Below are 26,495 nucleotides of genomic sequence, written 5' to 3' on the forward strand. Positions count from 1 at the left end.
ATTAGCGTAGACTTGTACTTGATCCTGCTCCTCCTGTAGAAGTTGCTGAACTATCAGCAGGAGTAGCCGCTTCGGCTGGCACATATTTCATCGCCTTCGCTTTCAAATTCTCCGGAACTTTTGCAAGATACTCTGGATATGTCTGCAAGAAAGTAGCTTGCTCTGCACACCATTTTTTGTAAGAAGCTTCGTCTTCTACGATCAATCGAATCTTCATTGAAAAGTGTCCCTGACCACAAACCTCTGTACAAGCAATTTCATAATCAAAGTTTGGGTTACCTGTCTCAGCGCGCATGTCAGCAGTTGTTTTATCCGGAACGAACCAAAATTTAGTTGGCATCCCCGGAACTGCATCCATTTTCACACGCATGTGCGGAATGAATACACTGTGCAAAACATCTCTCGCGCGAATTTTCAATAGAACAGGGCGATTCACAGGAATGTGCATTTCGCTTGGATTTGTAAAATCGTCAAACGAATTTTCGTCGGAAAGATCAATACCAACCTCATTTTGGGAATCGATCAACTTGTAGTTGTAGTCACCTAACTTGTTGTCACTAACCCCTGCATAACGCACGATCCAGTTAAACTGCTTACCTGTGATTTCAATAACTTCTGCATCTCTCGGAGCGTCAGATGTAATGTCGGACCAGGCTTTCCATCCGGTAAAAACCAGAAGTGCCATAACAATGGCGGGAACGATCGTCCAGATAAGTTCCAGCTTATGGTTATCAGGGTAAAATGATGCACGATGGTTTTTCTTATGCTGATATTTCCAGGCAAAGAAGAATATAAGGAAATTGACAATGATAAAAGGAATCGTCAAAATCCCCATTGAGAACCAAAACAAATCATCCGTTCTGCGGCCGTGAATTGAAGATGCCTCGGGCAAAAAGAATTCGCGAGCATGAAGATAAGACCAGGTAATGCTCACCGCACCTACAATCAGAATGACGATAAACATCGCTCCATTCCATTTGTTACCCGATGGCTCCGCATCTGGTGAATCCGATTTATTTACACTTTTAAGGACATTCTGAAGCCTGGATATCACGACGCCTGTGAGAACCAGAAAAACAAGAGCAACTAATGCGATAATAATATACATGATGATAAACTGGTTTTGCAATTAGGCGATATCGTGATGCAATGATTCTTCCAACATTGGATGATTCCTTGGTATCAAGTTGGCCTTTTCTAACTGACTTGCAATTGAATAACCGAACGCACAAATAAACAGAAGGAAAAATCCCCATTCCAACGGACCGAACCCTGCACTTGACCCAAGTGTTCCGGGCATTATATTGGTATAAAAATCCATATAATGACCAATGATCACACTCCAGCAAGCCACTTTAAGAATTGAATGTGTATACTTCGCATCCCGTGTCATTAACACTAGGAAAGGGAAGAAGAAATTCAGGAACAATGTAATAAAGAACGGTGCTTTGAAAAATCCGTCATGTCCTCTGAAACGCTCTAAGAAATAAATCGTCTCTTCTGGTAAGTTGGCGTAGTAAATCAATAAAAATTGAGCAAACCATACGTAAGTCCAGAAAATGCTGAATGCGAATACAAATTTACCTAAATCGCGAAGGTGGCTTGAATTAACCGCTCTCAAATACCCACGCTCTCTCAGCATTACAATGGTCAGCGTTATCACAGCCAGACCAGCTACATGCCAGCTCGCTAATGTATACCAGCCGAACATTGTGCTAAACCAGTGTGTGTCAATCGACATTACAAAATCCCACGCTGATGTGGATGAGGTAACTCCAAAAACAACCAGGAATGCTGTTCCGAAACGGATTGACTTTTCGTAAAATTCAGTTCCTCCAATTTCATCTTCTTTCAACGACAAATTACGGATCACTCGCCACATTCCGTACCACACAACGAAGTAAAATACAAGTCTGAAAACAAAAAATGGAGTATTTAAGAATCCTCTCTTACCAGCTATAATTGGATCATATTCAGGACCACCAACTTCATAAAGACCTTCATGTGTCCAGTGGAACAAGTCGTGGCCACCGAAGAAAAATGTCAGCAACATTACTACTCCTGTGATTGGCAAGAATGCTGGAAGTGCTTCCGGAACTCTCTTAAACACTGCTGACCATCCAGCCTGTGCCAGATAATTGTAAGAAATGAAGAACATTCCGACAACCGCCATACCGGTGAAATAAACACCATTCACCCAAAGATTAGCCCAGATACGGGTTACCCAGTTTGCTTCATGATGTCCGGTTGCTGCTGCGGCCTCGTGACCGGCAGCTCCGTGTTCAGCTGCACCATGCCCAACTGCGGCAGCTGCTTCTGCACCATGTGCCGCGGCTTCGTGTCCGCCACCACCATTAGCCGCTAGATAAGCACCCAATACGATTAGCGCAACGCCTATACCGCCGCCTATGATTAAATTTCTTTTAGCCCCCGATGTAAATTCAAACCGTTCTTCAATAGAAGGAATCGAATGTGCTGATGCCATTATTTATTTATTTCTCTGTTATCAAAAAGTAATTAAGCTCCCTTCTGCAATTTTTGTACATAATGTACAATTTTCCAGCGCTCCTCAGGATTGATCTGAGATCCATGAGGCCACATACGTGCTTTTCCATGTGTGATGACGTGGAAAATATGACCCTCATTCAGATTCTTGTAGGCGTCGCTCGCGTAATTAGGAACCCCTTTATACATTGCAGCAACTTTCCCGTCTCCGGCTCCGGTTGCGCCATGGCAATGCTGGCAATATCTGTCGTAAAGCACTTTACCTTCCGCCAAAGTATTCTCATTCAATGGAATAGGGTTTTTCAAATCACGCTCTGCGATAGCAATACTGTCAGCCGGAATGTTATAAACCATCAAATCTGTGCTCGCTGAATCTGCTTGCCCGAAAGACGTTTGATAGTTACGTCTAGCAACTGTTCCTGCAACTGGTAATCTCATTGTCAAACCCATTGGATTAATAGGGTTGGCTTTTTCCTGCTTGTACGGTTCATAACCAACAGGGAGATACATATTCGGCGCATACTCTTTACCCGGATCATTAGGATCCCTTTTGCAACCAGCCGCGGCGGTAAGGATTACAGCAACAACTAACAGATATTTATATAAATTTTTAAATTTCATTTTCTCAAACTCCATTAAAATTGCTTAATGTTGACTTCTTCTGCTCCGCTGTCTTTTAACGCTCTTGATATTTCGTCTTCTGACATTGAATTTCTTCCCAGATCAATCGCCATTACAAATTTGTTATCTGTTGAGCGTACGTCGAATCTTGGATGAAAGTGAGTACCGGGTCCCAGGCCATTTGATATAAAGAATGTTGTTACCATTCCAAATGCTGTAAATAATACAGTAAGCTCAAAAGTGATGGGGATATAGTTAGGAATCGAAATCGGATCCTTACCACCGACGATCATCGGCCAGTCAATTCCCATTGTCCAGATCATTAGCGTCAATGCGACGCAGCATCCTGTTACACCAAACATGAATGCGGCAATCCCGATTCTTGTTCTTGGATGTCCCAAAGCTTCATCCAGTCCGTGAATTGGAAATGGAGAATACACTTCCTTAATTTTTACTCCTGCTTTTCTGAGCTTTGGCACTGCGTGAAGAACAGTATCGTCATCGTCGTAAACTCCGACCAAATATTTACCAGATAATTCTGCCATATCAATACTTATATTAAAATACCTGTCAGTCTATATTATTCTTTGTCCTTATCAAAAGCCGGTTCTGCTGTCCCGCGTTGTCTCACTTTGGCAACACCCGCAATTTTTGTCGGCAGATTAGCTGAAGTTGAACGGATCACCGCTTTTACTTCGGCCATATTCACCACTGGCAAATATTTCGAGAACAACAAGAATAAAGTAAAGAACAATCCGAATGAGAAAATGTAATCACCAATGTCATAGCGTGTTGGCGAGAACATTGCCCAGCTCGAAGGAATATAGTCACGGTGAAGTGATGTAACAATGATTACGAAACGCTCAAACCACATCCCGATGTTTACAACTACCGAAATGAAGAATGTGAAAGTGATGCTTCTGCGCAGTTTTCTAGACCAGAAAAGCTGTGGAGAAATTACGTTACAAGTCATCATCGCCCAGTATGCCCACCAGTAAGGACCAGTCATACGGTTAAAGAATGCATAATATTCATATTCTACACCTGAATACCAAGCGATAAAGAACTCAGTGATATAAGCCACACCAACCACAGAACCGGTCAATGTGATAACCTTGTTCATGGTTTCAATGTGCTCTAATGTAATATAATCTTCAAGCTTGTAAACAACCCTTGTGATCAACATCAGGTTTTGAACCATCGCAAATCCAGAGAAGATCGCACCTGCAACGAAGTAAGGAGGGAAAATCGTAGTATGCCATCCTGGAATCACCGACGTTGCAAAGTCCATACTTACAATCGTGTGAACCGAAAGTACAAGTGGTGTAGAAAGACCTGCAAGAATTAAGCTGATGTACTCATAACGAGCCCAGGTTTTTGCTGATCCGTCCCATCCCATTGCGAATGTTCCGTACATCAATTTTGAAATTTTGCTTGTAGCACGGTCACGGATTGTAGCAAGGTCAGGAATAAGACCGATGTACCAGAATACCAATGAAACCGAGAAATATGTACTGATCGCAAAAACGTCCCAAACAAGCGGAGAGTTGAAGTTAACCCAAAGTGATCCGAATGCGTTTGGAAGCGGAAGTGCCCAATATGCCATCCATGGACGGCCCATGTGCATTAGGATAAATGATGCAGCGCAGATAACGGCAAAAATGGTCATCGCTTCTGCCGCACGGTTAATAGATGTTCTCCATTTCTGACGGAACAAAAGCAGGATCGCTGAGATCAGGGTCCCGGCGTGACCGATACCCACCCACCAAACGAAGTTGGTAATATCCCACGCCCAGCCAACTGTCTTGTTAAGACCCCATACGCCAAGCCCTTCCCACCAAGTCCATGCAAGACAAACCGATCCATAAGCCAAAACAATCAGAGAAAGCCCAAAAGCAATTTTCCATTCCTTGGTTGGAGCTCCTTCAACATGCCGACATATGTCTTCCGTTACGTCTGCGTACGTTTTCCCGCCTTGAATCAGCGGTTCTCTTACAGGTGAAGTAACATGCATACTACTATAATTTATAATGATTTAATTCTTCTTTAAACTCTATTTTCAAATTAAGCGTGTTCCTTTTTTTCAGGAGCTTTCGAAGCAGCGTCTTTGTTACGAACCTTGGTCAGGTAAGAAATTTGAGGACGAACATTGATCTCTTCCAGCATGTGGAATGCACGGCCTTCTTTCTCAACTTCAAGCAATTTCGAAATTCTGCTTTCCGGATCATTCATATCTCCGAAAGTGATCGCATTGGTTGGGCAAGATGAAGCACAAGCAACATTTACTTCACCATCCACGATGCGTCTTCTTTCTTTCTTAGCAGTCAATTTAGCATCCTGGATTCTGTGAACGCACATTGAGCACTTTTCAATAACTCCCCTCGAACGCACAGTTACGTCAGGGTTGATCACCATTTTACCTAAATCATTATTGAAGTGGTAATCAAAGTTATCGTTATCAAAATATTTGAACCAGTTGAAACGGCGTACTTTATAAGGACAGTTATTTGCACAATATCTCGTACCAACGCAACGGTTGTAAGTCATTTGGTTAAGCCCTTCTGAACTGTGCGTAGTTGCCAAAACGGGACAAACTGTTTCGCAAGGCGCATTGTTACAGTGCTGGCAAAGCATCGGCTGGAATGTAACTTCCGGATTTTCAGAAGCGATTTCCAATCCTCTCAAATCTTCAACATCCGCATCAGAGCTGTAATAGCGGTCGATACGCAACCAGTGCATTTCGCGACTGTTGATTACTTCCTGACGTCCTACAACAGGAATGTTGTTTTCGGCCTGGCAGCTAATTACGCAGGAGCCGCATCCAAAACATGTGTTCAGGTCAATGACCATTCCCCATGAGTGGTTTTTATATTTATGTCCATTCCAAAGAGACAGATCAGTCGCATCTACTACGCCATCTGATGTCGGGATTTTCGGAACAAACCGGCCCGCCATCGGATCTTTCTGGAAATGAGCCAAAACTGTTTCTTGCAAAACTGACTTACGGTTCATCACCGTATTGTGCGTCTGAGTCTGAGCGATTTCCCTAGTTTCTCCTGTTTTTGAGACAGTTGCTTCACCTGGAGCAAATGTCAAATAGCCATCAGCAAATGCAGCCAGAGGATAAACATTCTTTCCAACACCATTAGCAGACTTACCCGCTTTTTCACGACCAAATCCAATTGCAATCGCAACCGTGCCATTAGCTAGACCTGGCTGAATGATCACCGGCACTTCAACCGCTTTTCCTTTAATATCTACCTTAACCACATCTCCTTGCTCGAAGCCAAGTTCCGCAGCTGTTTTTTGGGAAATACATGCATGGTTATCCCAGCACGCTTTCGTTATCGGCTCAGGCAATTCCTGCAGCCATGGGTTATTTGCGTGGAATCCGTTACCAAGACCGATGTTCTCAAATAAGGTGAGTTCGATTCCGGTAGAAGAAGCTTTATATTTTTTAGCAATTCCCGAAGCTGCTGCACTCAGATTTCCTGAGAACGTCGCACCGGAAGCTGCAGTAGTTGAAGGCGCATCGTAAACACCGTCGTGAAGGGACTTGATCCAGAATTTTTCGAAATCTCCCGTTCCTCCCTGCGTGTAGACATTTTTTCTCCAGTATGCCTTAATGTATTCGTGATAGTCAGATGCTAAACCTGCCCATTTCAATAAGCTTGCCTGTGCCTGCCTTGTACTGAAAATCTGGCTGATCGCTGGTTGTATCAGACTGTAAGATCCTGCAACCGGCTCTGCATCACCCCATGATTCCAGGTAATGTGGTGCAGGGCAAATGTATTTCAATAATGAAGAAGTTTCATCTGCCCGATCATTAAATGAAACGCTCAGCGAAACTTGTGGTAGAGCAGCCGCTAATTCTGCGCCGCGAGGATGATCGTAAACGGGATTAGCACCAAACAAAAGCAATGCTGCCACCTTTCCACCTTTCACCTCGTCAACCAAACTATTCATCGCCACATCATTTCCCTGGCGATAATTGGCAGGCTTGTCAAGATTAATGGTCGCTCCATAGCTTCCTAGTAAGCTGTTCAAAGCATTTACAACTACCTGAACAGAAGCATCGTTGATGCCGCTAACAACCAGTGACTGACCTTTCGCTGCCACTAACTCCGTAGCTGCTTTGTCAAGGTTAGGAACATCTATCGCAGCAGCTGAGATCGGAGATCCACCTAATTTTGCTGCTACCTTATTATAAAGAGCGGCTGCAACCAGTCCCAGCTGTGACGGTTTTACCGCTGTGCGGTAATCAGCATTAGATCCGGTTACTGAAAGAATGGATTCGAACTGATAATGGCGCGACATTTCTTTTTTACCTTCCTTGTCGCTGCTAACCCGGCGTGTTTCTGCAAATTGAGCAGAGAATGTGTCAGGGGAAACCCAAGTTCCCAGGAAATCAGCGTCAATGCCAACGATAACCTTTGCTTTGCTGAAATCGTAAGTCGGGAAAACGGCTTTGCCAAATGAAAGTTCATTTCCTTTAACAATGGCAGAAGAAGAATTCGCATCGTACATGACGTGCGAAGTCGTCGGGTATTTTGTAGTAAAGTCAGCAATAACCGACTTTGTAGACGGGCTCAGAATAGTTGAAGAAAGAATTCTGATTGCTCCGCCCTGTGCTGCTATTTTGGTAAGTTGGTCAACGATTTCTTTGTCAACAACATCCCAGGTAACTTTTGTATCTGAACCCTTTTTAGGACCTTTTAATTTTTCGTTATCATATAGTCCCAAAAGCGAGGCATGAGCGCGGGCGCTAACACCAAATGATGTTTTGGAAAGTGAATTGCCTTCAATTTTAACAGGCCTTCCTTCGCGGGTTTTAACCAGGATACTTGCGTAATCACCACCTTCCGCGTATGTGGATGCGTACCAGTTGGCAATTGTTGGGAATTCCCCCTCAGGCTTATTAACGTATGGTATTGCTTTCTTTACAGGTGCTTCGCAAGCCGCCAGTGATACCGCAGCCATTCCAAAACCCAGCACTTTCAAAAAATCTCGGCGGTGGGTTCCAGCACCATCAACCAAACTTTCGTATTGGCCTTCGGTTGGTCCGTCGGAAAACTCAGAACGCGCTTCTTTTACAAACTTCTCGTCATTCCGCAGCTCTTCAAGTCCCCGCCAGTATCTTTTATTAGTATTTTCCATAAAACTATTCAATACAAATGAGTTGTATCAGGTATTATTTTTTTGATTAATAGTGGCATTTAGAACATTCTAATCCACCTATATCAGCAACTTTCAATGCTTCTTTGCTTTCGCCAGCGTGCAACTGTACCAACTTGTCGTAGTACTTATTGTCTTTTGTATTAACCTCCGTTTTACGGTGACAATCAATACACCATCCCATTGTCAGGGATGAGCGTTGCTGGATTACTTCCATTTTTTCAACTTCGCCGTGGCAATTCTGGCATTCCAGTCCGCCTACGTTAACGTGCTGGGCGTGATTGAAATAAGCCAGATCAGGCAAGTTGTGAACCCTCACCCATTCAATTGGCTGGTTGTTCTCAATAGAAGTATAAATTTTCTGAATTTCAGGAGATTCCTTTTTGATGACGCCATGGCAGTTCATACAAATGTTGGCAGAAGGAATGTGCGCTGATTTACCACGGTTAACACCTGTGTGGCAATAGTTACAATCAATCTTGTACTCTCCTGCGTGTAGTTTGTGCGAAAACGAAATTGGCTGTTTTGGCGCATAACCCTGTTGAACACCAACACTATACGCACCATCCAATGTCGCCTTCAAAACCAGTAAAACAAAGATCCAGATCGTTGCAGAACGAATCGCAGGATCGGAAGCAATTCTTTTTAGTGAGTTACCAAGGCGACCCATAAAGTCTCCTTTTTCAACCACTTCACCTTCACCGCTAACCGCCTTAGAAAGCAGTGAAACAATAACAAGCAGAACGCCTAGCACGAGGAGCATTACGACTACCAGCGCACCAAGGACAAGGACGAATAGATCAGAAGGGCCGCCACCTTGAGCAGAAGCACTTCCTCCTGCTGCCGCGCCACCCGCTGGTGCAGCCGCTGCAGGAGCAGCAGTTCCAGCTTGATCTACATATGCAAAGATTCCCTTAATATCATCATCTGATAAGTTCGGAAAGCTTGTCATCTGCGCTTTTGAATATTCATTATAAATTTTGACTGCATAGGGATCGCCGGAAGCGATTACAGCCTGGGAGTTACGGACCCACTTGGCAAGCCAGGCAAAGTCATGACGACCGCTGGCTCCTTTAAGACCTGGACCAACTACGCGCTCGTCTGTAACAGCATGACATTGCGCGCAATTGTTTTTGAATAACGTTTCACCTTTGGCGGCATCTCCTCCACCAGCTGGTGCTGCACCCGCGGCGGCTGTGCTGTCCTGCGCATATATTAAGCTAGGAACACTTAATAAAATAGCAAGAGCAATACTGGCTATAAATGTTTTTGAGTAACTTAAGAAGGAACAAAACTTAGCGTCCTTTCGGAATGGTATATTCATAATCAACTATTCATTATTCTTCAACAGACAAAACTAGTTCACGATTTTTTATCCACAAAAGTATTTGGGGGATATTTTGGGTGCCTATCTTATTTATAATTTGTCTAATTTATCCACACTTTTTACTCAGATCTTCGGTTGAAAATTTCGTTGATATTCAAGTACTTAACAATAAAAAATGCCATTTGGAAACCTATTCCCAGGTTTCAAACAAATGGCATTTTTTTACTATAAAATTGTGTGCCAATTTCATCATGACACTGGAGGTTCCGAGCGGATTCGAACCGCTGTACGAGGTTTTGCAGACCTCTGCCTAGCCACTCGGCCACGGAACCAAATTTGGATTAGCTGCTGCTCTCGCTGGCAGCTAATCCGGGTGCAAAAGTATCAAAAAAATTGGCTACTCCGCACTATTTATTACTTTTTTCCTTTCTTTTCGCTTTCTTCCATCTGCTCTTTCAATGCTGAAAGAACGCTCAAGTCTCCGAAAGTAGATTTCTCTCCTTCTTTGGTTGAGTCCGAAGCAGGCGCGCTTTTCGCAGGAGCAGAAGATTGTGCCTTCGCAGGACGGTCTTCTTTTTTCTCCTCAGGAGCAGGTGCTGCTTTCGTAACTTTGGAATGCGTAAGAACGATTTTCTTCTCGTCTTTCAGGAATTCAAGCACTGTGAAGTCAAGGCTTTCCCCTACTTCTGCCACTGTGCCATCTTCTTTCGTCAGGTTTTTAATAGCCGAAACGCCTTCGATTCCGTAAGGAAGTTCAAGTGTTGCGAACTTATCACCTTTTGCAACGATCGTAGATTTATGAACAGAACCCACTTCAAAGATGCTTTCGAAAGTATCCCATGGGTTTTCTTCAAGTTGTTTGTGACCAAGAGCCAGACGCCGGTTGTCAGCGTCCAGTTCAAGAACAACAACTTCAAGCTCGTCATTTACTTTAACGAAGTCAGAAGGATGTTTGATTTTCTTAGTCCATGAAAGGTCAGAAACGTGAACAAGGCCGTCGATTCCTTCTTCTAGCTCGATGAACAAGCCGAAGTTAGTAAGGTTACGAACAACTCCTTTGTGACGTGTTCCGATTGCATATTTGTCTTTCAACGAAGCCTGAGTCCAAGGGTCTTCAGTCAATTGCTTAATTCCAAGAGACATTTTACGCTCGTTACGATCCAGTGTCAAAACTACTGCACTGATTTCGTCATTTACGTTCATGAATTCCTGAGGATTGCGCAGGTGCTGAGACCATGACATTTCAGAAACGTGGATCAAACCTTCAACGCCTGGTTTGATTTCAAGGAATGCGCCGTAATCAGCAACATTTACGATACGACCTGTAACTTTCGAACCAACCTGGATTTCTTCTGCAAGAGAATCCCATGGGTGAGACTGAAGTTGTTTCAAGCCAAGAGAAATACGTTTTTTCTCTTCATCAAAGTCAAGAACAACCACGTTCAATTTCTGATCAAGCGCAAGCAGGTCAGATGGGTGGTTGATACGACCCCATGAAATATCCGTAATGTGAAGAAGACCATCTACACCACCCAGGTCAATGAACACACCGAAGTTTGTCATGTTCTTGATAACGCCTTCCAGAACCTGACCTTTTTCAAGGTTGTTCAAGATTTGCTGACGTTGTGCTTCAAGATCTTTTTCGATCAATATTTTGTGAGATACAACTACGTTATCATTTGCGTAGTTAATCTTAACAACTTTAACTTCCATACGCTTCCCAACAAAAATGTCGAAATCGCGGATTGGCTTAACATCGATTTGTGAACCTGGCAAGAAAGCCTCGATGCCGAATATATCAACAATAAGACCACCCTTAGTTCTTCTCTTCACGTTAGCATCGATAACCACATCCTCGTCAAACGATTTCTGAATGTTATCCCATGCAGTAATAACTTTTGCTTTTTTGCGTGAAAGAACAAGCTGACCTTGTGCGTCTTCCTGGTTTTCTACGTAAACTTCCACTTCGTCGCCAATTTTCATTCCTGGCAAATCGCGGAATTCATTTGAAGAAACGATACCATCAGATTTGAAACCGATGTTAAGGATAACTTCACGGTCAGTAATACCAACTACAATACCTTTTACTACTTCTTTTTCCTGAACAGGAGAAATGGTAGTCTCATACATTTGTTCTAGGCGATCACGGTCTGCAGTTGAGTAACCAGTACCGAAACCTTTGTCTGCTGCTTTATCCCAATCGAAATCAGGAAGAGTTTGATTTTGAGTTTCCTTAGACATAAATAGGAATTATTGCTCTGCATACATCAGCTTCCGAGCTAAATAGCTGAAAATTAGTTAAACAAGTATTTTTTGAAAAAATAGAGCGCAAAAGTACGCGTTTTCAAAATAAATTCCCAGAATGCCTGGATTTTTATTTGAAAATCAGAAGAAAAGGAATATTTAAACGAGATGAGCGTCGTGAAAAGAAGGGCAAATATCAGTAAGTCCGCTCTTTAACACCCAGATACGGAAGCCATTCGTCATCGGCCAGGCCCGAAAAATCGCGAATGAACATAAGGAACGAAGGGCGGAACGGGCGCTGGCGAAGCGGCATGCCAACTTCCTCTGGTGTATGGTCTCCTTTTCGTGAATTGCAGCGCTTGCAGGCGGTGGCCAGATTGTCCCAGGTTGTTTTGCCTCCTCTGGATTTGGGTATAACGTGATCGAGTGTGAGATTATCGTGTGTTCCGCAGTACTGACATCGGTTGCTATCCCGCTTGAAAAGATTCTGCCGGGTCATGACAACACCGCGATAAGGAATATGAATGTAGCGGTTGAGGCGGATGACAACGGGCATGGGAAATTTGTCATTGACCGTTCGGAGATAATGTCTGGGAGATTCGGCCAGCATTTCGGCCTTATTCATATAGACTAATAAAAACGCCTTTGGAACCGTGCAAACACTTAACGCACTATAATCTTGATTAAGAACCAGTACTTTACCCATGAGCCCTTGAGGTATTTAATTCCGACAATATAGGAATTTTTACCTTAAAAAACGCGCCAGGAAATCCAATATTATACTAGAAATTCATCCGGTCTGTCTCGCGCTTCACGTCCCTTTCTTTGATCGTATCGCGCTTGTCATAAAGTTTCTTTCCCTTGGCCAAAGCAATGTGCAACTTGGCCAGTCCCCGCTCACTCGTAAAAAGGCGAACCGGAATGATTGTTAGCCCCTGGTCTTTCAGGTTTTCAGTAAGCTTTTTCCTTTCACGTTTGGTGATCAGCAACTTACGATCGCGCATCGGGTCGTGATTGTAATGTGTGCCTTCGGTATATGGGGATATGTGCAAACTGCGGATATATAGCTCTCCGTCCATGAACAGGCAGTATGCATCCTGAAAATTAACTTTGCCTTGTCTGATCGATTTAATTTCAGTGCCTGTTAATGCCATTCCAGTCGTAAACTCCTCAATGAAGAAGTATTCGAATGATGCCTTGCGATTTTTAATATCTACTTTTTTAACTATTTTTTCAGACATATTGATTCTCAAATTCAAAAGGGGCTCAAAATTAAGCTTTTGTTAAAACTATACCAATTATGAAAAAACACACGCGTATGAGCCCTTTGAAATTTACCCTGTTGATTTCCTGCTGTCTGTTTTCTTTCACGAACGCTTTCAGCCAAGCATATGATCCTGAAATAATGCTGACTGTAAAGTTACTTTTCGATGGTATGCGTGCAGGAGATTCAACAAAAGTCCGGAATGCCTTTGCATTAGGCGCCGTTATGATGTCAGTCCCAAAAGATCCGAAAGATTCTCTCGCTGTCAAGAAGAGTTCGATTGATGGATTTGTCAAAGCAGTAGGCACACCGCATCCTGATAAGTGGGATGAGCAGATATATAATGTCGACATTTCCTGTGACTTACCGATGGCAATAGTTTGGGCTCCCTACAAATTCTATTTGGGAGATAAGTTTTCACATTGCGGTGTTAATGTCTTCACATTAATCAGAATGAGCAATGGTTGGAAAATTACTTCCGTTACAGATACACGCAGAAAAGAGAATTGCCTGGTGTCTGCAAATTAGAATTTCACCATCTGCTTCCAAGTCCCCTTAATGCGGTTATATTTAATCGTGCTTGGAAGCGCTTTCCACCAGTATTTATTCATTTCTACGGCAAATGAAGGCTGCATATAGCAGTTGATCGCACAGCTTTCGCATGCTGGCAGTTTCCCTTCCAGTGCGACAAGTTTTTGCACTTCGTCGGAATGATACAGGTCAAAGAGATTTCCTTCTATGGCAAAATCTTTCAACCCAAGGTGATAGCAAGGCAGAACAAGTTTATTTTCAGGAGAAATAACAATGGTTGTGCTGGCAGCTTTGCAAACCGGATCATCCACGTGATTTCCACCATCAAGGCGCAGTTGGACAAAAGCATCATTGAGGTAAATGTTCTTCTGTTTTCCCCACCAGGTAAGCTCATTCAATGTTTTTTTGGAAAGATTGGAGCCTACATTGTTATATTCAAAAACAGGATTTAAGATAAGGATGAGGTCATTAGGCAAACAAACTTCTTCCCATAATTGCCTGATTTTGCCAACATTGTCTTCAAAAACAGTAAAAATAATGTCCGGCCGTTCACCTAATGATTTAGCGATCGCTATGGATTCCATCACCTTGTCAAAACATTTGACATTTCTGGATCTATCATGCTCGTCGCGATCGGGGGAATCCAGCGAAAAATGAAGCATATCAATCAGGCCGCGAAGTTTTTCGGCTTGTTTGGGATAAAGCAGGCCGTTGCTGGTCACGGTCGTAATCATTCCGTGATCTTTGGCTTCTTTTAAGAGCACTTCCAATTGCCTGTGAAGCAATGGTTCGCCGCCTGTAAAGTCAATGACCTTAACACCGAGCTTTTTTAAATCCCTTAAATTTTCCCTTAAATTCTCAACCGTAATGTATGGCGAAGGCTTTTCCCAAATGTCGCAGAAACTACATGATGCATTGCAGCGATAAGTCACATAGTAATTGCAAAGGACCGGATGGGAAATCAAACGCATATCAACGAAGCATGGTAAGCAGACTGGTTAATTTATCTTTCAGGTCTTTGCGGTCAACGATGAAATCCAGGAATCCGTGTTCAAGCACAAACTCTGCACTTTGAAATCCTTTTGGCAAATCTTTTCCAATAGTTTCACGAATAACGCGTGGCCCTGCAAAGCCGATCAGAGCTTCCGGCTCAGAGATGTTAAAATCACCTAACATTGCGTAGGAAGCTGTAACGCCACCTGTTGTAGGATCGGTCAAAAGCGATATATAGGGGATTTTGGCCTCCGATAACTGCGCAAGGCGCGCAGATGTTTTTGCCATTTGCATCAATGAAAACCCTGCCTCCATCATCCGCGCTCCGCCCGATTTCGAGATCATCAAAAAAGGATGCTTGTGTTCCAATGAATAGCTGATCGCGCGTGCAATTTTCTCTCCTACAACCGACCCCATAGATCCGCCTATGAAATTAAAATCCATACAAGCGATTACAATGTCCAGCTCATTCATCTTGCCGTGCCCTGTCCTAACAGCGTCTTTCAACCCTGTTTTCTGCATTGTGGATTTAATGCGGTCGGGATAGGCCTTCGTGTCTACGAAATGAAGCGGGTCGCCGGACGTAAGATTTTCGTCGAGCTCGATAAATTCGTTATCATCAAACAAAAGGTTGAAATAAACATCAGAACCCACTTTTTCGTGGTAATTGCAATGTGGGCAAGTGAAGGCATTTTGCTTATGTTCTCTGGTAGGCGTAATCTTTTTGCAGTTAGAACACTGATACCACAAACCATCCGGAGCTTCACGCTTCATTTCGGTGGGTGTATTAATACCTTTCTCTTTCCGAATAAACCAGGACATATTATTACGTGAGTTAATATCTAAAAACCTGAATATCAGATTTTTAACTGCTTTTCATGATGATTATAGGGCTCAAATATAGCAATAAATGTTGTGTATAGTGAAACCAAGTACATCGTAACATTGACTCCGCAAACTGTTTAGTGCCGTAACTTGAACAATTTTGTTCTTAATTTGTTAATAAATCAGCCCATTATGACCGGCTTTACTGGCGCCGGATGTTTATACTTTTGCTTTTCTAATGACAACAACTTCATCCCCTATCGTGATTATCGTGGGTACCAACAGGCCCAACTCAATGTCGCGAAAAATAGCTGACTATTACCAGGAAATACTGAATAATCTGAACGCTCCGAGCACAATTCTGGATTTGGTAAACTTACCGCACGACTTTACGGTGTCTGCGATGTACGAAAATTCAGGAAAGAATGACGACTTTAATAACCTCAAATCCCTGCTGGAACAAACGGATAAGTTTGTTTTTATCGTTCCTGAATACAATGGCTCCTACCCCGGCGTTTTAAAAGCTTTTATTGACGGACTTCCCTATCCCAATAGTTTTACCAACAAAAAAGCTGCCCTGGTGGGTTTGTCATCCAATATGCATGGCGCTGCATTGGCATTAAGTCACTTGAATGACGTATTCAGCTATCTGGGAATGAATACGTTAGCTTTACGTGTAAAACTTGGCCAAATCCGTACGCATTATCATGAGCGCGTGATATCGAATGCTTTATACAAAGAACTTCTGGAACTGCAAGCGGGCCAGATGATTCACTTCTAAACAAAATAGGGAGCGTTTGCTCCCTATTTTGTTTATTTTATTTCAACCAATGCTGTTCCATTTCGGTGGCTGGCACTGCGGGGCGTTTCCAGAGCTCCACTCGGCTGCGGCGGAACGCCGGTCCTTCAAGATCTCCATATTTAACCAGGCCGTCTCTAAAGGACGCAACCATTACATCCAGTTTTTCAATTTCGTCATTATTCCAATCGTTATTGCCTTCGATGTCGGTGATCGGCAAATGAGCGAATCCGTCGGAGATTATATTGCGATCAATGACCAGATCAATCGGGCCGGTTGGCGTTGCATCTTCCAGCTCGCCGGTTACAACCAGATCAGCTTCAAATGCTGGCTCCTCGATTGGCTTTATTTCTTCAATAACAGGTTTTGCCTGAGGTGTTTTTGATTTAATTCCGTTTTTCAGTTCTATTCCCGGGATAGGCGACTCAATGCTGTCAAATCCTGCCGCAACAATGGTAACCCTCAATTTATCACCCAAAGAATCGTCCGTGATCGTTCCCAACTTGAACATCCGCGCTTCTCCGCCCACTTGTGAGAGCACATAACGCCAGATTTCACGCTGTTCCTTCATTGTGGCTTCTTTCTTCTTGCTCGTAGCCAGTGTTACCAGGATGCGTTTCGCTCCACGGATATCCCTGTCATTTAAAAGCGGCGAATCCAATGCTTCCCTGATGGCCGTCTGTGCACGGTCGGCTCCGGTTGACTCAGAGGTTCCCATTACGGATTGTCCTGCGTTTTTAAGGACTTTTTCAACGTCTTTAAAATCCGTATTAATATTTCCGTTCGTCGTAATGATCTCGGAAATACTTTTTACCGCATTAAGAAGAATTCCGTCTGCCTCGGCGAAAGCCTGCGTCAGGGTCATATCCTCGTAAAGCTCTTCCAGTTTATCATTCAGAACAACGAGCACCGTATCACTGAACTCTTTTAATTGCTCAATTCCTTCCAGTGCCTGCTCTTTCTTGTCGAGTCCTTCCCACGTATAAGGCGCGGTCACCACCGCAACGGTAAGCTTGCCCATTTCCTTCGCAAGCTGTGCAATGACAGGCGCTGCACCGGTTCCGGTTCCGCCACCCATACCGGCTGTGATAAACACCATTTGAGTAGATCCTCCGAGCAGTGCTTTGATCTCTTCAATGGTTTCCAGCGCGGCTTCCTTACCCTTTGTAGCATCTGTTCCGGCTCCCAAGCCCTGCGTTAATGTAGCACCAAGCTGGATTTTTACGGGCACAGGGCTGTTGGCAAGCGCCTGGCGGTCTGTATTACAAACTGCGAATTCTACATCTTTGATTTTCCTTTCAAACATGTAGTTTACAGCATTACTTCCCCCGCCCCCAACACCAATTACCTTGATAATGGCCGGTTCTTCCTGATGTTCGCCAGTGGGCTGGTCTTTGATGATTTCATTTACAATGTAGTCCTGGTCCAGAGATTGCAACAAGCTTTTATTCATATTATCGGAGATTGAATGCGTTTAATTGCTTTGTTTTCAATAGTCACTCAGACCATCATCTTTCTTACGGATAATACTATTAAAACTGTCCCAGAAAGTTCCGTTCTTCTTGCCTGGTTCGTCTTTTGTCACTTCTTTAACTTTTTCCCGCTGCACAACCGTCGCTGTATTCGAAGACGTAGCAGGCTTGCACACTGACTTCACCCTCGGGTCAATGTTTCTGAGTCCTGCCCAAGCTAAACCAATGGCTGTGCTATACGAAGAATTGCTTACCGCGTCTGCTTTTGCAGTTCTTTCAAGGTTTTCAGGATATCCAACCCGCACAGACATGTTTGTAACTTTTTCAAAAAGCTTTTCGATCTCGTCAATGTTGGCAGAGCCTCCCGTCAGCACCAGGCCGCCGATCAGCTTGTCGAGATATCCTGATTTAATTATCTCTGCATAAACCATTGCTGCGATCTCTTTCAGGCGCTCTTCAATGATCAGTGCAACGTTTTTCTTTAAAACCTGTTTTGGAGCACGACCTGCGAGAAAATTAACTAATATTTCGATATTCAGTGGAACGTCGGCAGATATGGCAACACCATACTCCTGCTTCAAACGTTCTGCATTTTCAACCTGAATTCCACAACCGGTCGCCAGGTCATTGGTAATGTGCCTGCCGCCTATCGGAAATGTAGCAATGTGTCGTACAATGCTGTCGTGATAGATAACAAGGTCAGTCGTATGGTCCCCGATGTCGACCAGCGCAATGCCGGCTTTTGTTTCATTTTCATTTAAAACCGCAAGACTGGTTGCCAACGGCGCAAAAACCATCTTATCACATTTCAGGTTTTGGTCAGCATCAGCCAAACTCTTCTTTGTGCGTAGAACAGACTGGCTGTTCGCTGAGATGATCAGGAAGTTGCCTCCCAGTTTGATGCCCGTTCTGCCCACCGGCTCGCGTACATTCATGGAGTTGTCCACCACGAACTCCATTGGTAACACATGCAATACGTCATAATTTGGCTCAATTTTAGCGCGATACATATCGTCTACCAATTGATCTACGTCCCTTTGTGTGACTTCCTCACCAGAAGATGCGGAAGGCCTGATGACACCATCATTATGCTGGCTTACTTTCACCTGTGTGCCGCCGAAACTAACATTCACCACAGCAATATCCAGGTCTGAGCGGGAAGACGCCTCTTGCAGTGCTTCACGAACCGCGCTTCCTACCTGCTTTATATTTTCAACTGCTCCGTTTACAACCGCGCCTTTGGGAACAGGAACTTCGCTAAAACCTAAAATTTCAATATTGTTTTGACGGGAACCCGATGCGGCTCCCTGTGCAGCAACCACGGTAATTTTCGTGCTCCCAATATCTACTCCTACTACAATCTTGTCGTGTGCCATGCTGATGGTGAATTATTATTCACAAACTATTTGATTCTGAAACTTAATACTAATTTTTTTATACCTGCTCCAGTCCTGGCTCAGTATCTCGTTGTAAAACATTTTAAGCTTGTTGAACTTGGCCTGGTAATTCTCTGCTGTCCCAAATTCAATGCGCTGATCGCCCATGACCGTCATGAAAGAGATTTCACCATCTTTATCTGCATTCAACTGTGCTACTTGTGCCTTCCAAAACGGATCGGTGTTCAAAAAACGCAAAAGCTCCATTAATGAAGCCCCTTTGGTCGTTTTCAATTTCCCCGCATCGCTGAAAAACGAACCGGAAACAAGCAACGCTCTTGCAGAATAACTATCCGATAACGGAAAAAAAACGCCTTCATCACTGATATAATAACCAGATGAATTGCGCATTTCGCCATTTTCAGAAGTGTTGATCCATCTGGCCAGCGGCCTTTCCTGTTCAACCTCCACCACCACATTTCCCTTCAAGTCACGATAAACCTGACATTTCCTGATCAGCTTGTTCCTGCGGACCCGATTTTCAAGATCATTGAGCGCAACGTCGCTTAACCTGCTGCCTAACAGTGGGTCTGCACCGTTTTCAGTAACCAGCATCCGCACATCCATCTGATTAAGGAACCGCGTACCGGAATCTCCTTCTATGGATATTACAAGATTCGTACAACGCTGATTACCAAGCTTATTTTCTGCCATACCTATCCCGGCTATTGGCAAAATGAGCCACAAACTGCGTTTTAACAAAAGCCATGGATAGTCAAATTTACGTAACATCTTAGTAATATTAAAAATGCTTTGACTAATTATTCACAATTGAATTTCTCAGCAAGTTCCTGATTGGTTCCACCAATGTATCAATGTCTCCGGCCCCAATTGTCACCACAATATCCGTATTTAAATCAGCTAAAACGCTCAAAACTTTATCTTTAGTGATAAGTTGTTTCTCCTTTGCCGTTATCTTTTCCATCAGCATTTCCGAATTTACCCCTGTAATCGGCAATTCTCGTGCGGGATAAATTTCAAGCAGCAGAACCCGGTCCGCGAGTGACAAACTTTCGGAAAAACCAGCTGCAAAATCACGGGTGCGGGTGAACAAATGCGGTTGAAAAACAGCCGTCACGTGCCGCCCCGGATACAATCCCTTCACGGATGAAAGAAATGCTTCAATTTCTGTCGGATGATGCGCGTAATCATCAATGTAAATCTGCCCCTCCTCTTCGAGCTGATATTCAAAGCGACGTTTCACACCTCCATAACTTTCCAGTGCCTCTTTAATTTTGTCGGGTTCCACACCCAAATGTAAAGCTACGGCGCTGGCTGCGACAGAATTTTCAATGTTATGATAACCCGGGATCTTCATCGCGATACCATCGATTTTTCCATTAGGATAAACCAGGTCGAAAACGAAACGTGCCTTTTCAATGTGAATGTTGTCTGAAAAATAATCTCCTGAATCCAGCGAATAAGTGAGGACCTTGGCATTGGTTGATAATGCCAGATCTAATCCTTCCCGCATAAAAAGCACGCCATCGTCGTCAATCTGGCTCACATAGTCACGAAAAGATTCTAAAACGGCCTCATGCTCGCCGTAAATATCCAGGTGATCTGCATCCGTAGAAGTGACGATTGCTATTTCCGGAAACAAGGTTAAAAACGAACGGTCAAATTCGTCTGCTTCAACTACACAGAAAACCTCTTCAAGATTATCTGTTGGCTCATTAAGGAGTAAATTTGTTCCATAATTCTGGGTTATCCCTCCTAAAAACGCCGTGCTGTTTACTTTCGCATGGCGGAGTATGTGCGCAACCAGCGAAGAAGTTGTTGTTTTTCCATGAGTTCCGGCAACGCCGATCGTCCTAAGATTCTTGGTCAGTAAACCTAAGACCTGTGAGCGCTTCAAAATCAGGAAGTTATTATCCCTGAAATAGATCATTTGTTTGTGCATAACCGGCACAGCGGGTGTGTAAATAACAAGCGTTTCCGAAGGTTCGGCAACGAATTCGGCGGGAATTGTGGCAATCTCATCTTCGAGCGTCACCTCAATGTTTTCATCCATTAATTTTTGGACCAATGTGGTCAGCGTTTTGTCATAACCTGCTACATTAAATCCATTGGCGTTAAACCATCGGGCCAAAGCGCTCATGCCTATTCCACCGATTCCAACAAAATATATGTATTTCCAATTTGTCATAGATGATGACATAAGATCGATTCCTGAGGTTTTTTACTTGATTAATTTGAAAACTTCTGCTGCAATATCATCGGCAGCATTGGGCCGGGCCAGCTTCCGGATATTCAATTTTAGCTCGTCCTGTTTCACAATATCCTTCAAAAGTTCAAGCGCCTTGGGAACGAGCTCCTGCATGGTTTTTGAATCCTTGATCATCAAAGCTGCATCCTGCTCAACCAATGTTAAGGCATTCTTGGTCTGATGGTCTTCGGCAGCGGCCGGAAAAGGGACCAGTATCGAAGGCTTGGCAGCCAGACATAATTCGGAAACGGATAATGCCCCGGCTCTTGAAATCACTACGTCGGCGACTGCATAGGCAAGGTCCATTGTATAAATAAAGTCAAATGCTTTTACTTTGTCTGTTCCCAGATCGGCGATGGTTTGTTTGGCTGTGTCAATGTAGGCTCGGCCTGTTTGCCACAAAATCTGATACCCAGCTTCTAGCAGTTGAGGCAAACCTGCATTGATACTCTCATTAATAGACCGTGCACCCAGGCTTCCACCCATGACAAAAAGTGTCTTATGCGCGCCATTTAACCCGAACTCAACAAGTGCTTCCTTATTTCTTGCCGATACATCCACGATATCGCTTCTGACCGGGTTTCCCAAAAGCGATATTTTATCCGCAGGAAAAAATGCTTCCATTCCCGGGTAAGCCACGCATATTTTCCTGGCTTTTTTTCCCAAAAACTTATTCGTAATCCCTGCATAGGAATTTTGTTCCTGAATTAATGTTGGAATTCCTGCCAAGGACGCCATCATTAGCAAAGGCCCGCTGGCAAAACCGCCCACTCCCACCGCAACGTCGGGTTTAAAATCCTCAATTATACCTTTGGCTTTCGACAAGCTATTAATGAGTTTAAAGGGGACAAGGAGATTATCGAGGGACAATGATCTTTTTAAGCCCGCGATGGGCAAGCCTACGATCTCAAAGCCTGCGCGAGGCACTTTTTCCATTTCCATTTTGCCCAAAGCGCCTACGAAAAGCACTTCGAGCTCAGGGTCTTTCTTTTGTAAAGCATTGGCTATCGCAATTGCAGGATAAATGTGCCCGCCAGTGCCGCCTCCGCTTATAATGACTCTTTTCGACATTTTAAATCTTTTTCTCTTCTACTGTTTCCCCGCGGCTCACACTCAGGATCATACCCATTGCGATGCCGGTAAAAAGCAAAGATGTTCCGCCCTGACTAAAAAATGGCAATGTTTGCCCTGTAACCGGCACAAGTCCCACTGTAACGGCCATAGCTGAAAAAGCCTGGCTTACGACGATGAATGTGAGCCCGGCTGAAAGCAGCCCGCCAAATGGGCGTTTCGTCGCTTCGATGGCTTTTAAGCCCCTATACAAAAGAATGAGATAAAGAACGATGAGAACAGTGCCGCCTAATGTGCCATACTCTTCTACGGCAACGGCAAAAATGAAGTCCTTCTGAGGCTCAGGCAGGAAACGGCGCTGACGGCTTTTAGCGACACCTTCTCCGTATAATCCGCCCCGCGCCATAGCCATATAGGATTGCTGGGATTGATATACTACAACATCTTTATCAAAAAAAGCAGAAATCCGGTTTTGTGCAGTTCCCGATCTTTGTGTTGAGTTGAGCAGGATGGCAATGGTTGCGAAAAACACGAGGCCCAATGCTGTGAAGAACAAATAATGCAGCGGAACTTTGCCTACAAACATTAAAAGAAAGCAAATGCCGGCCAACATAACGGCAGTGGAAACATTACTCGTAAATATCAGCCCGCAAACGATCCCTACCAATGCAAGCGGCTCGGTAAAGAGTTCCCGCGTGTTCCAGCCACCTTTAATGTGCCTTGCCAGGATTAGGGATAAATGTGCTATTAATGCGACTTTTGCCCACTCCGAAGGCTGAAAACGCTGGCCAATTACCGGAATCTCAATCCATCTCGCCGCATCATTTACGGATGTCCCGAAGAACATCGTGAAAATCAGCAACAATATCGAACTCCAGACCGCTAGCCGGGTAACGTAGACAAATTTGATATAGGGAATGCGATGGACGAAATACATGACCATCAATGACAGAAAGCATAACAGGACGTGCTTATAAAGATAATATTCTGTGTTCCCGTCCATTTGGCTGTAAGCGTCCTTCACACTGGCGCTATACACCACCACGATGCTCCACATTAGCATTACGATGCAAATTCCCCAAATCCAGGGATCGCCTTTAAGGTTTTTGCTGAACCATGCCTGTGTGTCTTCTCTTGATTTTAGCAAGAAATCCATATGGGTGACCGGTAATGCTTAATGATGATTTTGACTGGTAAGATTTCTGACCGCCGCTTTGAATTTATCACCCCTATCTTCGTAGTTCTTAAATAAATCAAAACTCGCGCAGGCAGGAGAAAGAAGTACAATATCACCCGGAACACTCCATTCCTGCGCCTTATTAACCGCATCCTGGACATCCTGGGTTATGTATATTTGAGGGACAATTCCGGAAAAGTAAGTTTCCAATTTCTCGAAATCTTTACTAAGAACTATCAAAGCCTTCACTTTATTACGCACGAGCGTTTCTATCTGGCTATAATCATTGCCTTTATCTACGCCGCCTGCGATTAAAACGACCGGTCGTTCGAAACTGCCTAAGGCGTAAAAAACCGAATCCACATTGGTTGCTTTGGAGTCGTTAATGTATGTCACGTTGTCGATAACTTCCACTTCTTCCAGCCTGTGTGGCGCATTGGTGAAAGATTTCAGGCCTTCGGCAATTTTCTCTGCACTTACGCCTACAAGCTGCGCAACCGCTATTGCTGCCAGTGCATTAATCGCATTATGCGGGCCTTTGATTGGTAATGCTGCAAATGTTTGCTCAAAAGTGCTGTTACCAACATTGGAAACCAGTTTCCCTTCATCCAGATAAGCACCTTCGGTTAATTTATTTGCCAGCGATATTTTTACTTTTTGAGCATTAATGATCCGTTTCAAAAGCTCAGCGGTGATCACTTCGCTGTCTTCAAAAAAGATGAAATGGTCTTCGGATGTCTGGTTCTGGACAATGTTGAATTTTGAATCGATATAATTCTGAAAATTATAGCCGTAGCGATCCAAATGATCGGGCGTAATGTTGAGCAAAACGGCGATTTTCGGGTGGAAGTCCTGAATGTTATCCAACTGGAAACTGCTGATTTCTAAGACATAATAGTCAAATTGCTTTTCGGCAACTTGCCACGCAAAACTATCCCCGATATTCCCTGCCAAACCAACATTCAGCCCGGCGTTTTTCAGCAAATGATAAGTAAGAAGCGTGGTGGTGGTTTTACCATTGCTCCCTGTTATGGCAATCAACTTGGCAGTTGTATATCGGGATGCAAATTCGATCTCCGAAATGACCGGAATCCCTTTTTCCTTCAATGCAACAATCAGCGCCACCGTGTCCGGAATGCCCGGGCTCTTAATAACGAGATCGCTTTCTAAAATCCTTGACTCTGAATGACTTCCCTGTTCAAACGGAATATTCTCGCTGTTAAGGACGTCAATGTATTTTTGGTTTAATAGTCCACGATCTGATAAAAACACACCAAAACCTTTGGATTTGGCCAGGATCGCGGCTCCGGTGCCACTTTCTCCTCCACCCAAAATAACGACCTTTTTTTGCACAAGACTACTTTTAAACATTGAACAAACAGCACTAAACACGAAGGTAAATCTTTTCCAGAAAAAAATTTTGCCTATTAAATTAATAACTTAATAAAAAACGAGGCACATCAAATGCACCTCGTTTTTACTGTTTTTGGAATAAAAACAATTATTCTTTCTTAACAAGCGACTCGGAAAACCGTAGTCTGTTGGCGAGTTTCACAATCATAAAAATGACCCATGCAATGATGATAAACTGTATCAGAACCTGAATAAAATTACCATATTTAATAGCGACCTCAGGCGTTTTACCTACTGCTTCCTTCAACACGATTTTCAACTGAGTAAAATCCACGCCGCCGATCAGCAGACCCAGAACGGGATTAATAATGTCTTCGACAAGTGAGGTTGTGATCTTTCCAAAAGCTGCACCGATAACAACACCGACAGCTAAATCGAGAACATTCCCCTTTGCAATAAAAATTTTAAATTCCTGCAGCATAACAAGTTGAGGTTAGTTGGAACAATTAGAATGAGTATAAAAATCCGATACTTAAAGCTTGCGCAAACTGCACTTTATTACTCTGGTCGTCATCATATACCATAATAGCTCCCAGATTTACATTCACATACTTGTTAATTTTCGCCGTCAGCATGGCATCCAGGCGGTTATCTATGTTCCCCGGATGCTTGAAACTTGCAAACATGAGATATCTGAACTTCAAATTTACATCTTTGGCGATGTCCTTATCAAAGTTGGCTACGATCTGCATCAATGCGGCCTCTGTCCTGATTCTTTTCCCAATGGGCACACCGTAGTTTTTCTGGTCTGGCGTGTTTACATAAAGCTCCTTATCCACAACAATGGTCTGCCTTAATGCGCCGGGTGCAAAGTCAATAAAGAAATAAGGCACAGGACGATATTCAATACCGATGGCCTCCGTCAGATATGCAGGAGAAAGTATTCCTGAAACTTTCTTTTTTAGATCAGCGGAATCCGGGTTGGAGGAATAATTATAACCCGCGCCAAATTGGGAGAGAAAGTTGACATTAGCAAAAAGGCTCCATTTAGCTGCGATGGATCTGTTGTATTTAGTATCAAAAAATATCCGGTCTACATTCTTGCGACTTTGTTGCCCTTTGTTCCGAACAATCCCGTATTGAGACTGGAAATCATTTCTCCAGGCATTTTTGCCCTTTATTTTTTCATTCAATGCATTAAAAAATAATCCCAATGCAACCGAATTTACACCTCCACCCGTCCAGTTAGAACTGAATGATCCCTGGTTTAGATTTGCTCCGAATTCAATTTTTTTCCATGTGGTGTCGCCGGGTGTTTTGAGCTTTCCGGCATTAAGAGAATTGCTTAAGTCTACTGTTTGCGCGAAACCTGGTAATGTTAATGCAAGCAACGCGATGATTAAGAGGTGACGCTGAAATTTTCCGCTCATTTCGAATGTTTTTCGTGAATAAAATAAGTGAAGTTCACTTTAACGCGTGAGGGAAGAGGGTTT

The 26,495-nt window shown here is 43.6% G+C and carries 23 protein-coding genes and 1 tRNA gene; 2 read left to right on the forward strand and 22 right to left on the reverse strand.

Annotated elements, in window-relative coordinates:
- Position 1: 1 nt before the first annotated feature.
- The 11 genes from B5X68_RS20590 to smpB form a co-directional block, all read right to left on the reverse strand.
- Positions 2-1,108: a cytochrome c oxidase subunit II gene (locus B5X68_RS20590; protein WP_082216880.1), complete on the reverse strand. Its 1,107-nt coding sequence runs from the start codon at positions 1,106-1,108 to the stop codon at positions 2-4.
- A gap of 21 nt (positions 1,109-1,129) precedes the next feature.
- Positions 1,130-2,485, reverse strand: coding sequence for a quinol:cytochrome C oxidoreductase (locus B5X68_RS20595; RefSeq protein WP_082216663.1), 1,356 nt, complete (start codon positions 2,483-2,485; stop codon positions 1,130-1,132).
- A gap of 32 nt (positions 2,486-2,517) precedes the next feature.
- Entirely contained in the window at positions 2,518-3,141 is a 624-nt protein-coding gene (locus B5X68_RS20600) for a c-type cytochrome (protein ID WP_082216664.1), read from the reverse strand.
- Positions 3,141-3,671 (reverse strand): DUF3341 domain-containing protein, encoded by a 531-nt coding sequence (locus B5X68_RS20605; RefSeq protein WP_082216665.1) that lies wholly within the window; start codon positions 3,669-3,671, stop codon positions 3,141-3,143. Before B5X68_RS20605 ends, B5X68_RS20600 begins: the two co-directional genes overlap by 1 nt.
- Before the next feature lie 35 nt (positions 3,672-3,706).
- Positions 3,707-5,140 carry an NrfD/PsrC family molybdoenzyme membrane anchor subunit gene (gene nrfD / locus B5X68_RS20610; RefSeq protein WP_082216666.1) on the reverse strand — a complete coding sequence of 478 codons (1,434 nt, stop codon included), beginning with the start codon at positions 5,138-5,140 and terminating at the stop codon, positions 3,707-3,709.
- A gap of 50 nt (positions 5,141-5,190) precedes the next feature.
- On the reverse strand, positions 5,191-8,283 hold the full coding sequence (locus B5X68_RS20615) for a TAT-variant-translocated molybdopterin oxidoreductase (protein ID WP_082216667.1): 3,093 nt from the start codon (positions 8,281-8,283) through the stop codon (positions 5,191-5,193).
- 46 nt (positions 8,284-8,329) lie between these two features.
- On the reverse strand, positions 8,330-9,625 hold the full coding sequence (locus tag B5X68_RS20620; protein WP_082216668.1) for a c-type cytochrome: 1,296 nt from the start codon (positions 9,623-9,625) through the stop codon (positions 8,330-8,332).
- A 261-nt stretch (positions 9,626-9,886) separates the two neighbouring features.
- A tRNA-Cys gene (locus B5X68_RS20625) sits at positions 9,887-9,960 on the reverse strand.
- 82 nt (positions 9,961-10,042) lie between these two features.
- Positions 10,043-11,869: a 30S ribosomal protein S1 gene (rpsA, locus tag B5X68_RS20630; protein ID WP_082216669.1), complete on the reverse strand. Its 1,827-nt coding sequence runs from the start codon at positions 11,867-11,869 to the stop codon at positions 10,043-10,045.
- A 199-nt stretch (positions 11,870-12,068) separates the two neighbouring features.
- Positions 12,069-12,578: an HNH endonuclease gene (locus B5X68_RS20635; protein ID WP_082216670.1), complete on the reverse strand. Its 510-nt coding sequence runs from the start codon at positions 12,576-12,578 to the stop codon at positions 12,069-12,071.
- Positions 12,579-12,654: 76 nt separating this feature from the next.
- The gene (smpB, locus tag B5X68_RS20640; RefSeq protein WP_082216671.1) at positions 12,655-13,113 is read right to left on the reverse strand and encodes an SsrA-binding protein SmpB; all 459 of its coding nucleotides are present in this window, start codon (positions 13,111-13,113) and stop codon (positions 12,655-12,657) included.
- Between the two features lie 59 nt (positions 13,114-13,172).
- Between smpB and B5X68_RS20645 the strand changes: the two genes are divergently transcribed.
- Positions 13,173-13,664, forward strand: coding sequence for a nuclear transport factor 2 family protein (locus B5X68_RS20645; RefSeq protein ID WP_229208503.1), 492 nt, complete (start codon positions 13,173-13,175; stop codon positions 13,662-13,664).
- Here the strand turns inward: B5X68_RS20645 and B5X68_RS20650 are convergent.
- Both B5X68_RS20650 and accD read right to left on the reverse strand, forming a co-directional pair.
- Entirely contained in the window at positions 13,661-14,638 is a 978-nt protein-coding gene (locus B5X68_RS20650) for a radical SAM protein (protein ID WP_082216672.1), read from the reverse strand. The two genes, B5X68_RS20645 and B5X68_RS20650, sit on opposite strands and share 4 nt — an antisense overlap.
- A gap of 1 nt (position 14,639) precedes the next feature.
- Positions 14,640-15,482, reverse strand: coding sequence for an acetyl-CoA carboxylase, carboxyltransferase subunit beta (gene accD, locus B5X68_RS20655; protein WP_082216673.1), 843 nt, complete (start codon positions 15,480-15,482; stop codon positions 14,640-14,642).
- Between the two features lie 241 nt (positions 15,483-15,723).
- On the opposite strand from accD, the gene B5X68_RS20660 reads away from it, so the two are divergent.
- Positions 15,724-16,266, forward strand: a complete 543-nt coding sequence (locus B5X68_RS20660; protein WP_082216674.1) for an NADPH-dependent FMN reductase — start codon at positions 15,724-15,726, stop codon at positions 16,264-16,266.
- Between the two features lie 37 nt (positions 16,267-16,303).
- Here the strand turns inward: B5X68_RS20660 and ftsZ are convergent, their stop codons facing one another.
- The 9 genes from ftsZ to B5X68_RS20705 all read right to left on the reverse strand — a co-directional run bounded on the left by ftsZ (position 16,304) and on the right by B5X68_RS20705 (position 26,432).
- Positions 16,304-17,737: a cell division protein FtsZ gene (ftsZ, locus tag B5X68_RS20665; RefSeq protein WP_082216675.1), complete on the reverse strand. Its 1,434-nt coding sequence runs from the start codon at positions 17,735-17,737 to the stop codon at positions 16,304-16,306.
- A 36-nt stretch (positions 17,738-17,773) separates the two neighbouring features.
- A complete protein-coding gene (gene ftsA / locus B5X68_RS20670) occupies positions 17,774-19,132 on the reverse strand; it encodes a cell division protein FtsA (RefSeq protein WP_082216676.1) in 1,359 nt (452 codons plus the stop codon).
- A gap of 15 nt (positions 19,133-19,147) precedes the next feature.
- The gene (locus B5X68_RS20675) at positions 19,148-19,924 is read right to left on the reverse strand and encodes a cell division protein FtsQ/DivIB (protein WP_082216677.1); all 777 of its coding nucleotides are present in this window, start codon (positions 19,922-19,924) and stop codon (positions 19,148-19,150) included.
- Between the two features lie 25 nt (positions 19,925-19,949).
- Positions 19,950-21,341, reverse strand: a complete 1,392-nt coding sequence (gene murC, locus B5X68_RS20680; RefSeq protein WP_170916697.1) for a UDP-N-acetylmuramate--L-alanine ligase — start codon at positions 21,339-21,341, stop codon at positions 19,950-19,952.
- Between the two features lie 33 nt (positions 21,342-21,374).
- Positions 21,375-22,472, reverse strand: a complete 1,098-nt coding sequence (gene murG, locus B5X68_RS20685; RefSeq protein ID WP_082216679.1) for an undecaprenyldiphospho-muramoylpentapeptide beta-N-acetylglucosaminyltransferase — start codon at positions 22,470-22,472, stop codon at positions 21,375-21,377.
- Between the two features lies 1 nt (position 22,473).
- The gene (locus B5X68_RS20690) at positions 22,474-23,628 is read right to left on the reverse strand and encodes an FtsW/RodA/SpoVE family cell cycle protein (protein WP_082216680.1); all 1,155 of its coding nucleotides are present in this window, start codon (positions 23,626-23,628) and stop codon (positions 22,474-22,476) included.
- A gap of 18 nt (positions 23,629-23,646) precedes the next feature.
- Positions 23,647-25,020 (reverse strand): UDP-N-acetylmuramoyl-L-alanine--D-glutamate ligase, encoded by a 1,374-nt coding sequence (gene murD, locus B5X68_RS20695; protein ID WP_082216681.1) that lies wholly within the window; start codon positions 25,018-25,020, stop codon positions 23,647-23,649.
- 130 nt (positions 25,021-25,150) lie between these two features.
- Positions 25,151-25,483: a large-conductance mechanosensitive channel protein MscL gene (gene mscL / locus B5X68_RS20700; RefSeq protein WP_082216682.1), complete on the reverse strand. Its 333-nt coding sequence runs from the start codon at positions 25,481-25,483 to the stop codon at positions 25,151-25,153.
- Between the two features lie 25 nt (positions 25,484-25,508).
- Complete coding sequence (locus tag B5X68_RS20705; protein ID WP_082216683.1) at positions 25,509-26,432, reverse strand: DUF3078 domain-containing protein; 924 nt, start codon at positions 26,430-26,432, stop codon at positions 25,509-25,511.
- Positions 26,433-26,495 lie beyond the last annotated feature (63 nt).

It is taken from the genome of Dyadobacter psychrophilus (genome assembly GCF_900167945.1).
In the GTDB taxonomy this organism is placed as follows: domain Bacteria; phylum Bacteroidota; class Bacteroidia; order Cytophagales; family Spirosomataceae; genus Dyadobacter; species Dyadobacter psychrophilus.

Bases quoted from the DNA above. Each gene is read 5' to 3' on its own strand.
- B5X68_RS20690 (WP_082216680.1), bottom strand. From the start codon at position 23,628: ATGGATTTCTTGCTAAAATCAAGAGAAGACACACAGGCATGGTTCAGC.
- ftsZ (WP_082216675.1), bottom strand. From the start codon at position 17,737: ATGAATAAAAGCTTGTTGCAATCTCTGGACCAGGACTACATTGTAAAT.
- smpB (WP_082216671.1), bottom strand. From the start codon at position 13,113: ATGTCTGAAAAAATAGTTAAAAAAGTAGATATTAAAAATCGCAAGGCA.
- murC (WP_170916697.1), bottom strand. From the start codon at position 21,341: ATGACAAATTGGAAATACATATATTTTGTTGGAATCGGTGGAATAGGC.
- B5X68_RS20675 (WP_082216677.1), bottom strand. From the start codon at position 19,924: ATGTTACGTAAATTTGACTATCCATGGCTTTTGTTAAAACGCAGTTTG.
- B5X68_RS20650 (WP_082216672.1), bottom strand. From the start codon at position 14,638: ATGCGTTTGATTTCCCATCCGGTCCTTTGCAATTACTATGTGACTTAT.
- B5X68_RS20635 (WP_082216670.1), bottom strand. From the start codon at position 12,578: ATGGGTAAAGTACTGGTTCTTAATCAAGATTATAGTGCGTTAAGTGTT.
- B5X68_RS20620 (WP_082216668.1), bottom strand. From the start codon at position 9,625: ATGAATATACCATTCCGAAAGGACGCTAAGTTTTGTTCCTTCTTAAGT.
- B5X68_RS20705 (WP_082216683.1), bottom strand. From the start codon at position 26,432: ATGAGCGGAAAATTTCAGCGTCACCTCTTAATCATCGCGTTGCTTGCA.
- B5X68_RS20645 (WP_229208503.1), top strand. From the start codon at position 13,173: ATGAAAAAACACACGCGTATGAGCCCTTTGAAATTTACCCTGTTGATT.
- B5X68_RS20590 (WP_082216880.1), bottom strand. From the start codon at position 1,108: ATGTATATTATTATCGCATTAGTTGCTCTTGTTTTTCTGGTTCTCACA.
- B5X68_RS20615 (WP_082216667.1), bottom strand. From the start codon at position 8,283: ATGGAAAATACTAATAAAAGATACTGGCGGGGACTTGAAGAGCTGCGG.
- mscL (WP_082216682.1), bottom strand. From the start codon at position 25,483: ATGCTGCAGGAATTTAAAATTTTTATTGCAAAGGGGAATGTTCTCGAT.
- rpsA (WP_082216669.1), bottom strand. From the start codon at position 11,869: ATGTCTAAGGAAACTCAAAATCAAACTCTTCCTGATTTCGATTGGGAT.
- ftsA (WP_082216676.1), bottom strand. From the start codon at position 19,132: ATGGCACACGACAAGATTGTAGTAGGAGTAGATATTGGGAGCACGAAA.
- B5X68_RS20595 (WP_082216663.1), bottom strand. From the start codon at position 2,485: ATGGCATCAGCACATTCGATTCCTTCTATTGAAGAACGGTTTGAATTT.
- B5X68_RS20605 (WP_082216665.1), bottom strand. From the start codon at position 3,671: ATGGCAGAATTATCTGGTAAATATTTGGTCGGAGTTTACGACGATGAC.
- murG (WP_082216679.1), bottom strand. From the start codon at position 22,472: ATGTCGAAAAGAGTCATTATAAGCGGAGGCGGCACTGGCGGGCACATT.
- murD (WP_082216681.1), bottom strand. From the start codon at position 25,020: ATGTTTAAAAGTAGTCTTGTGCAAAAAAAGGTCGTTATTTTGGGTGGA.
- B5X68_RS20660 (WP_082216674.1), top strand. From the start codon at position 15,724: ATGACAACAACTTCATCCCCTATCGTGATTATCGTGGGTACCAACAGG.
- B5X68_RS20600 (WP_082216664.1), bottom strand. From the start codon at position 3,141: ATGGAGTTTGAGAAAATGAAATTTAAAAATTTATATAAATATCTGTTA.
- nrfD (WP_082216666.1), bottom strand. From the start codon at position 5,140: ATGCATGTTACTTCACCTGTAAGAGAACCGCTGATTCAAGGCGGGAAA.
- accD (WP_082216673.1), bottom strand. From the start codon at position 15,482: ATGTCCTGGTTTATTCGGAAAGAGAAAGGTATTAATACACCCACCGAA.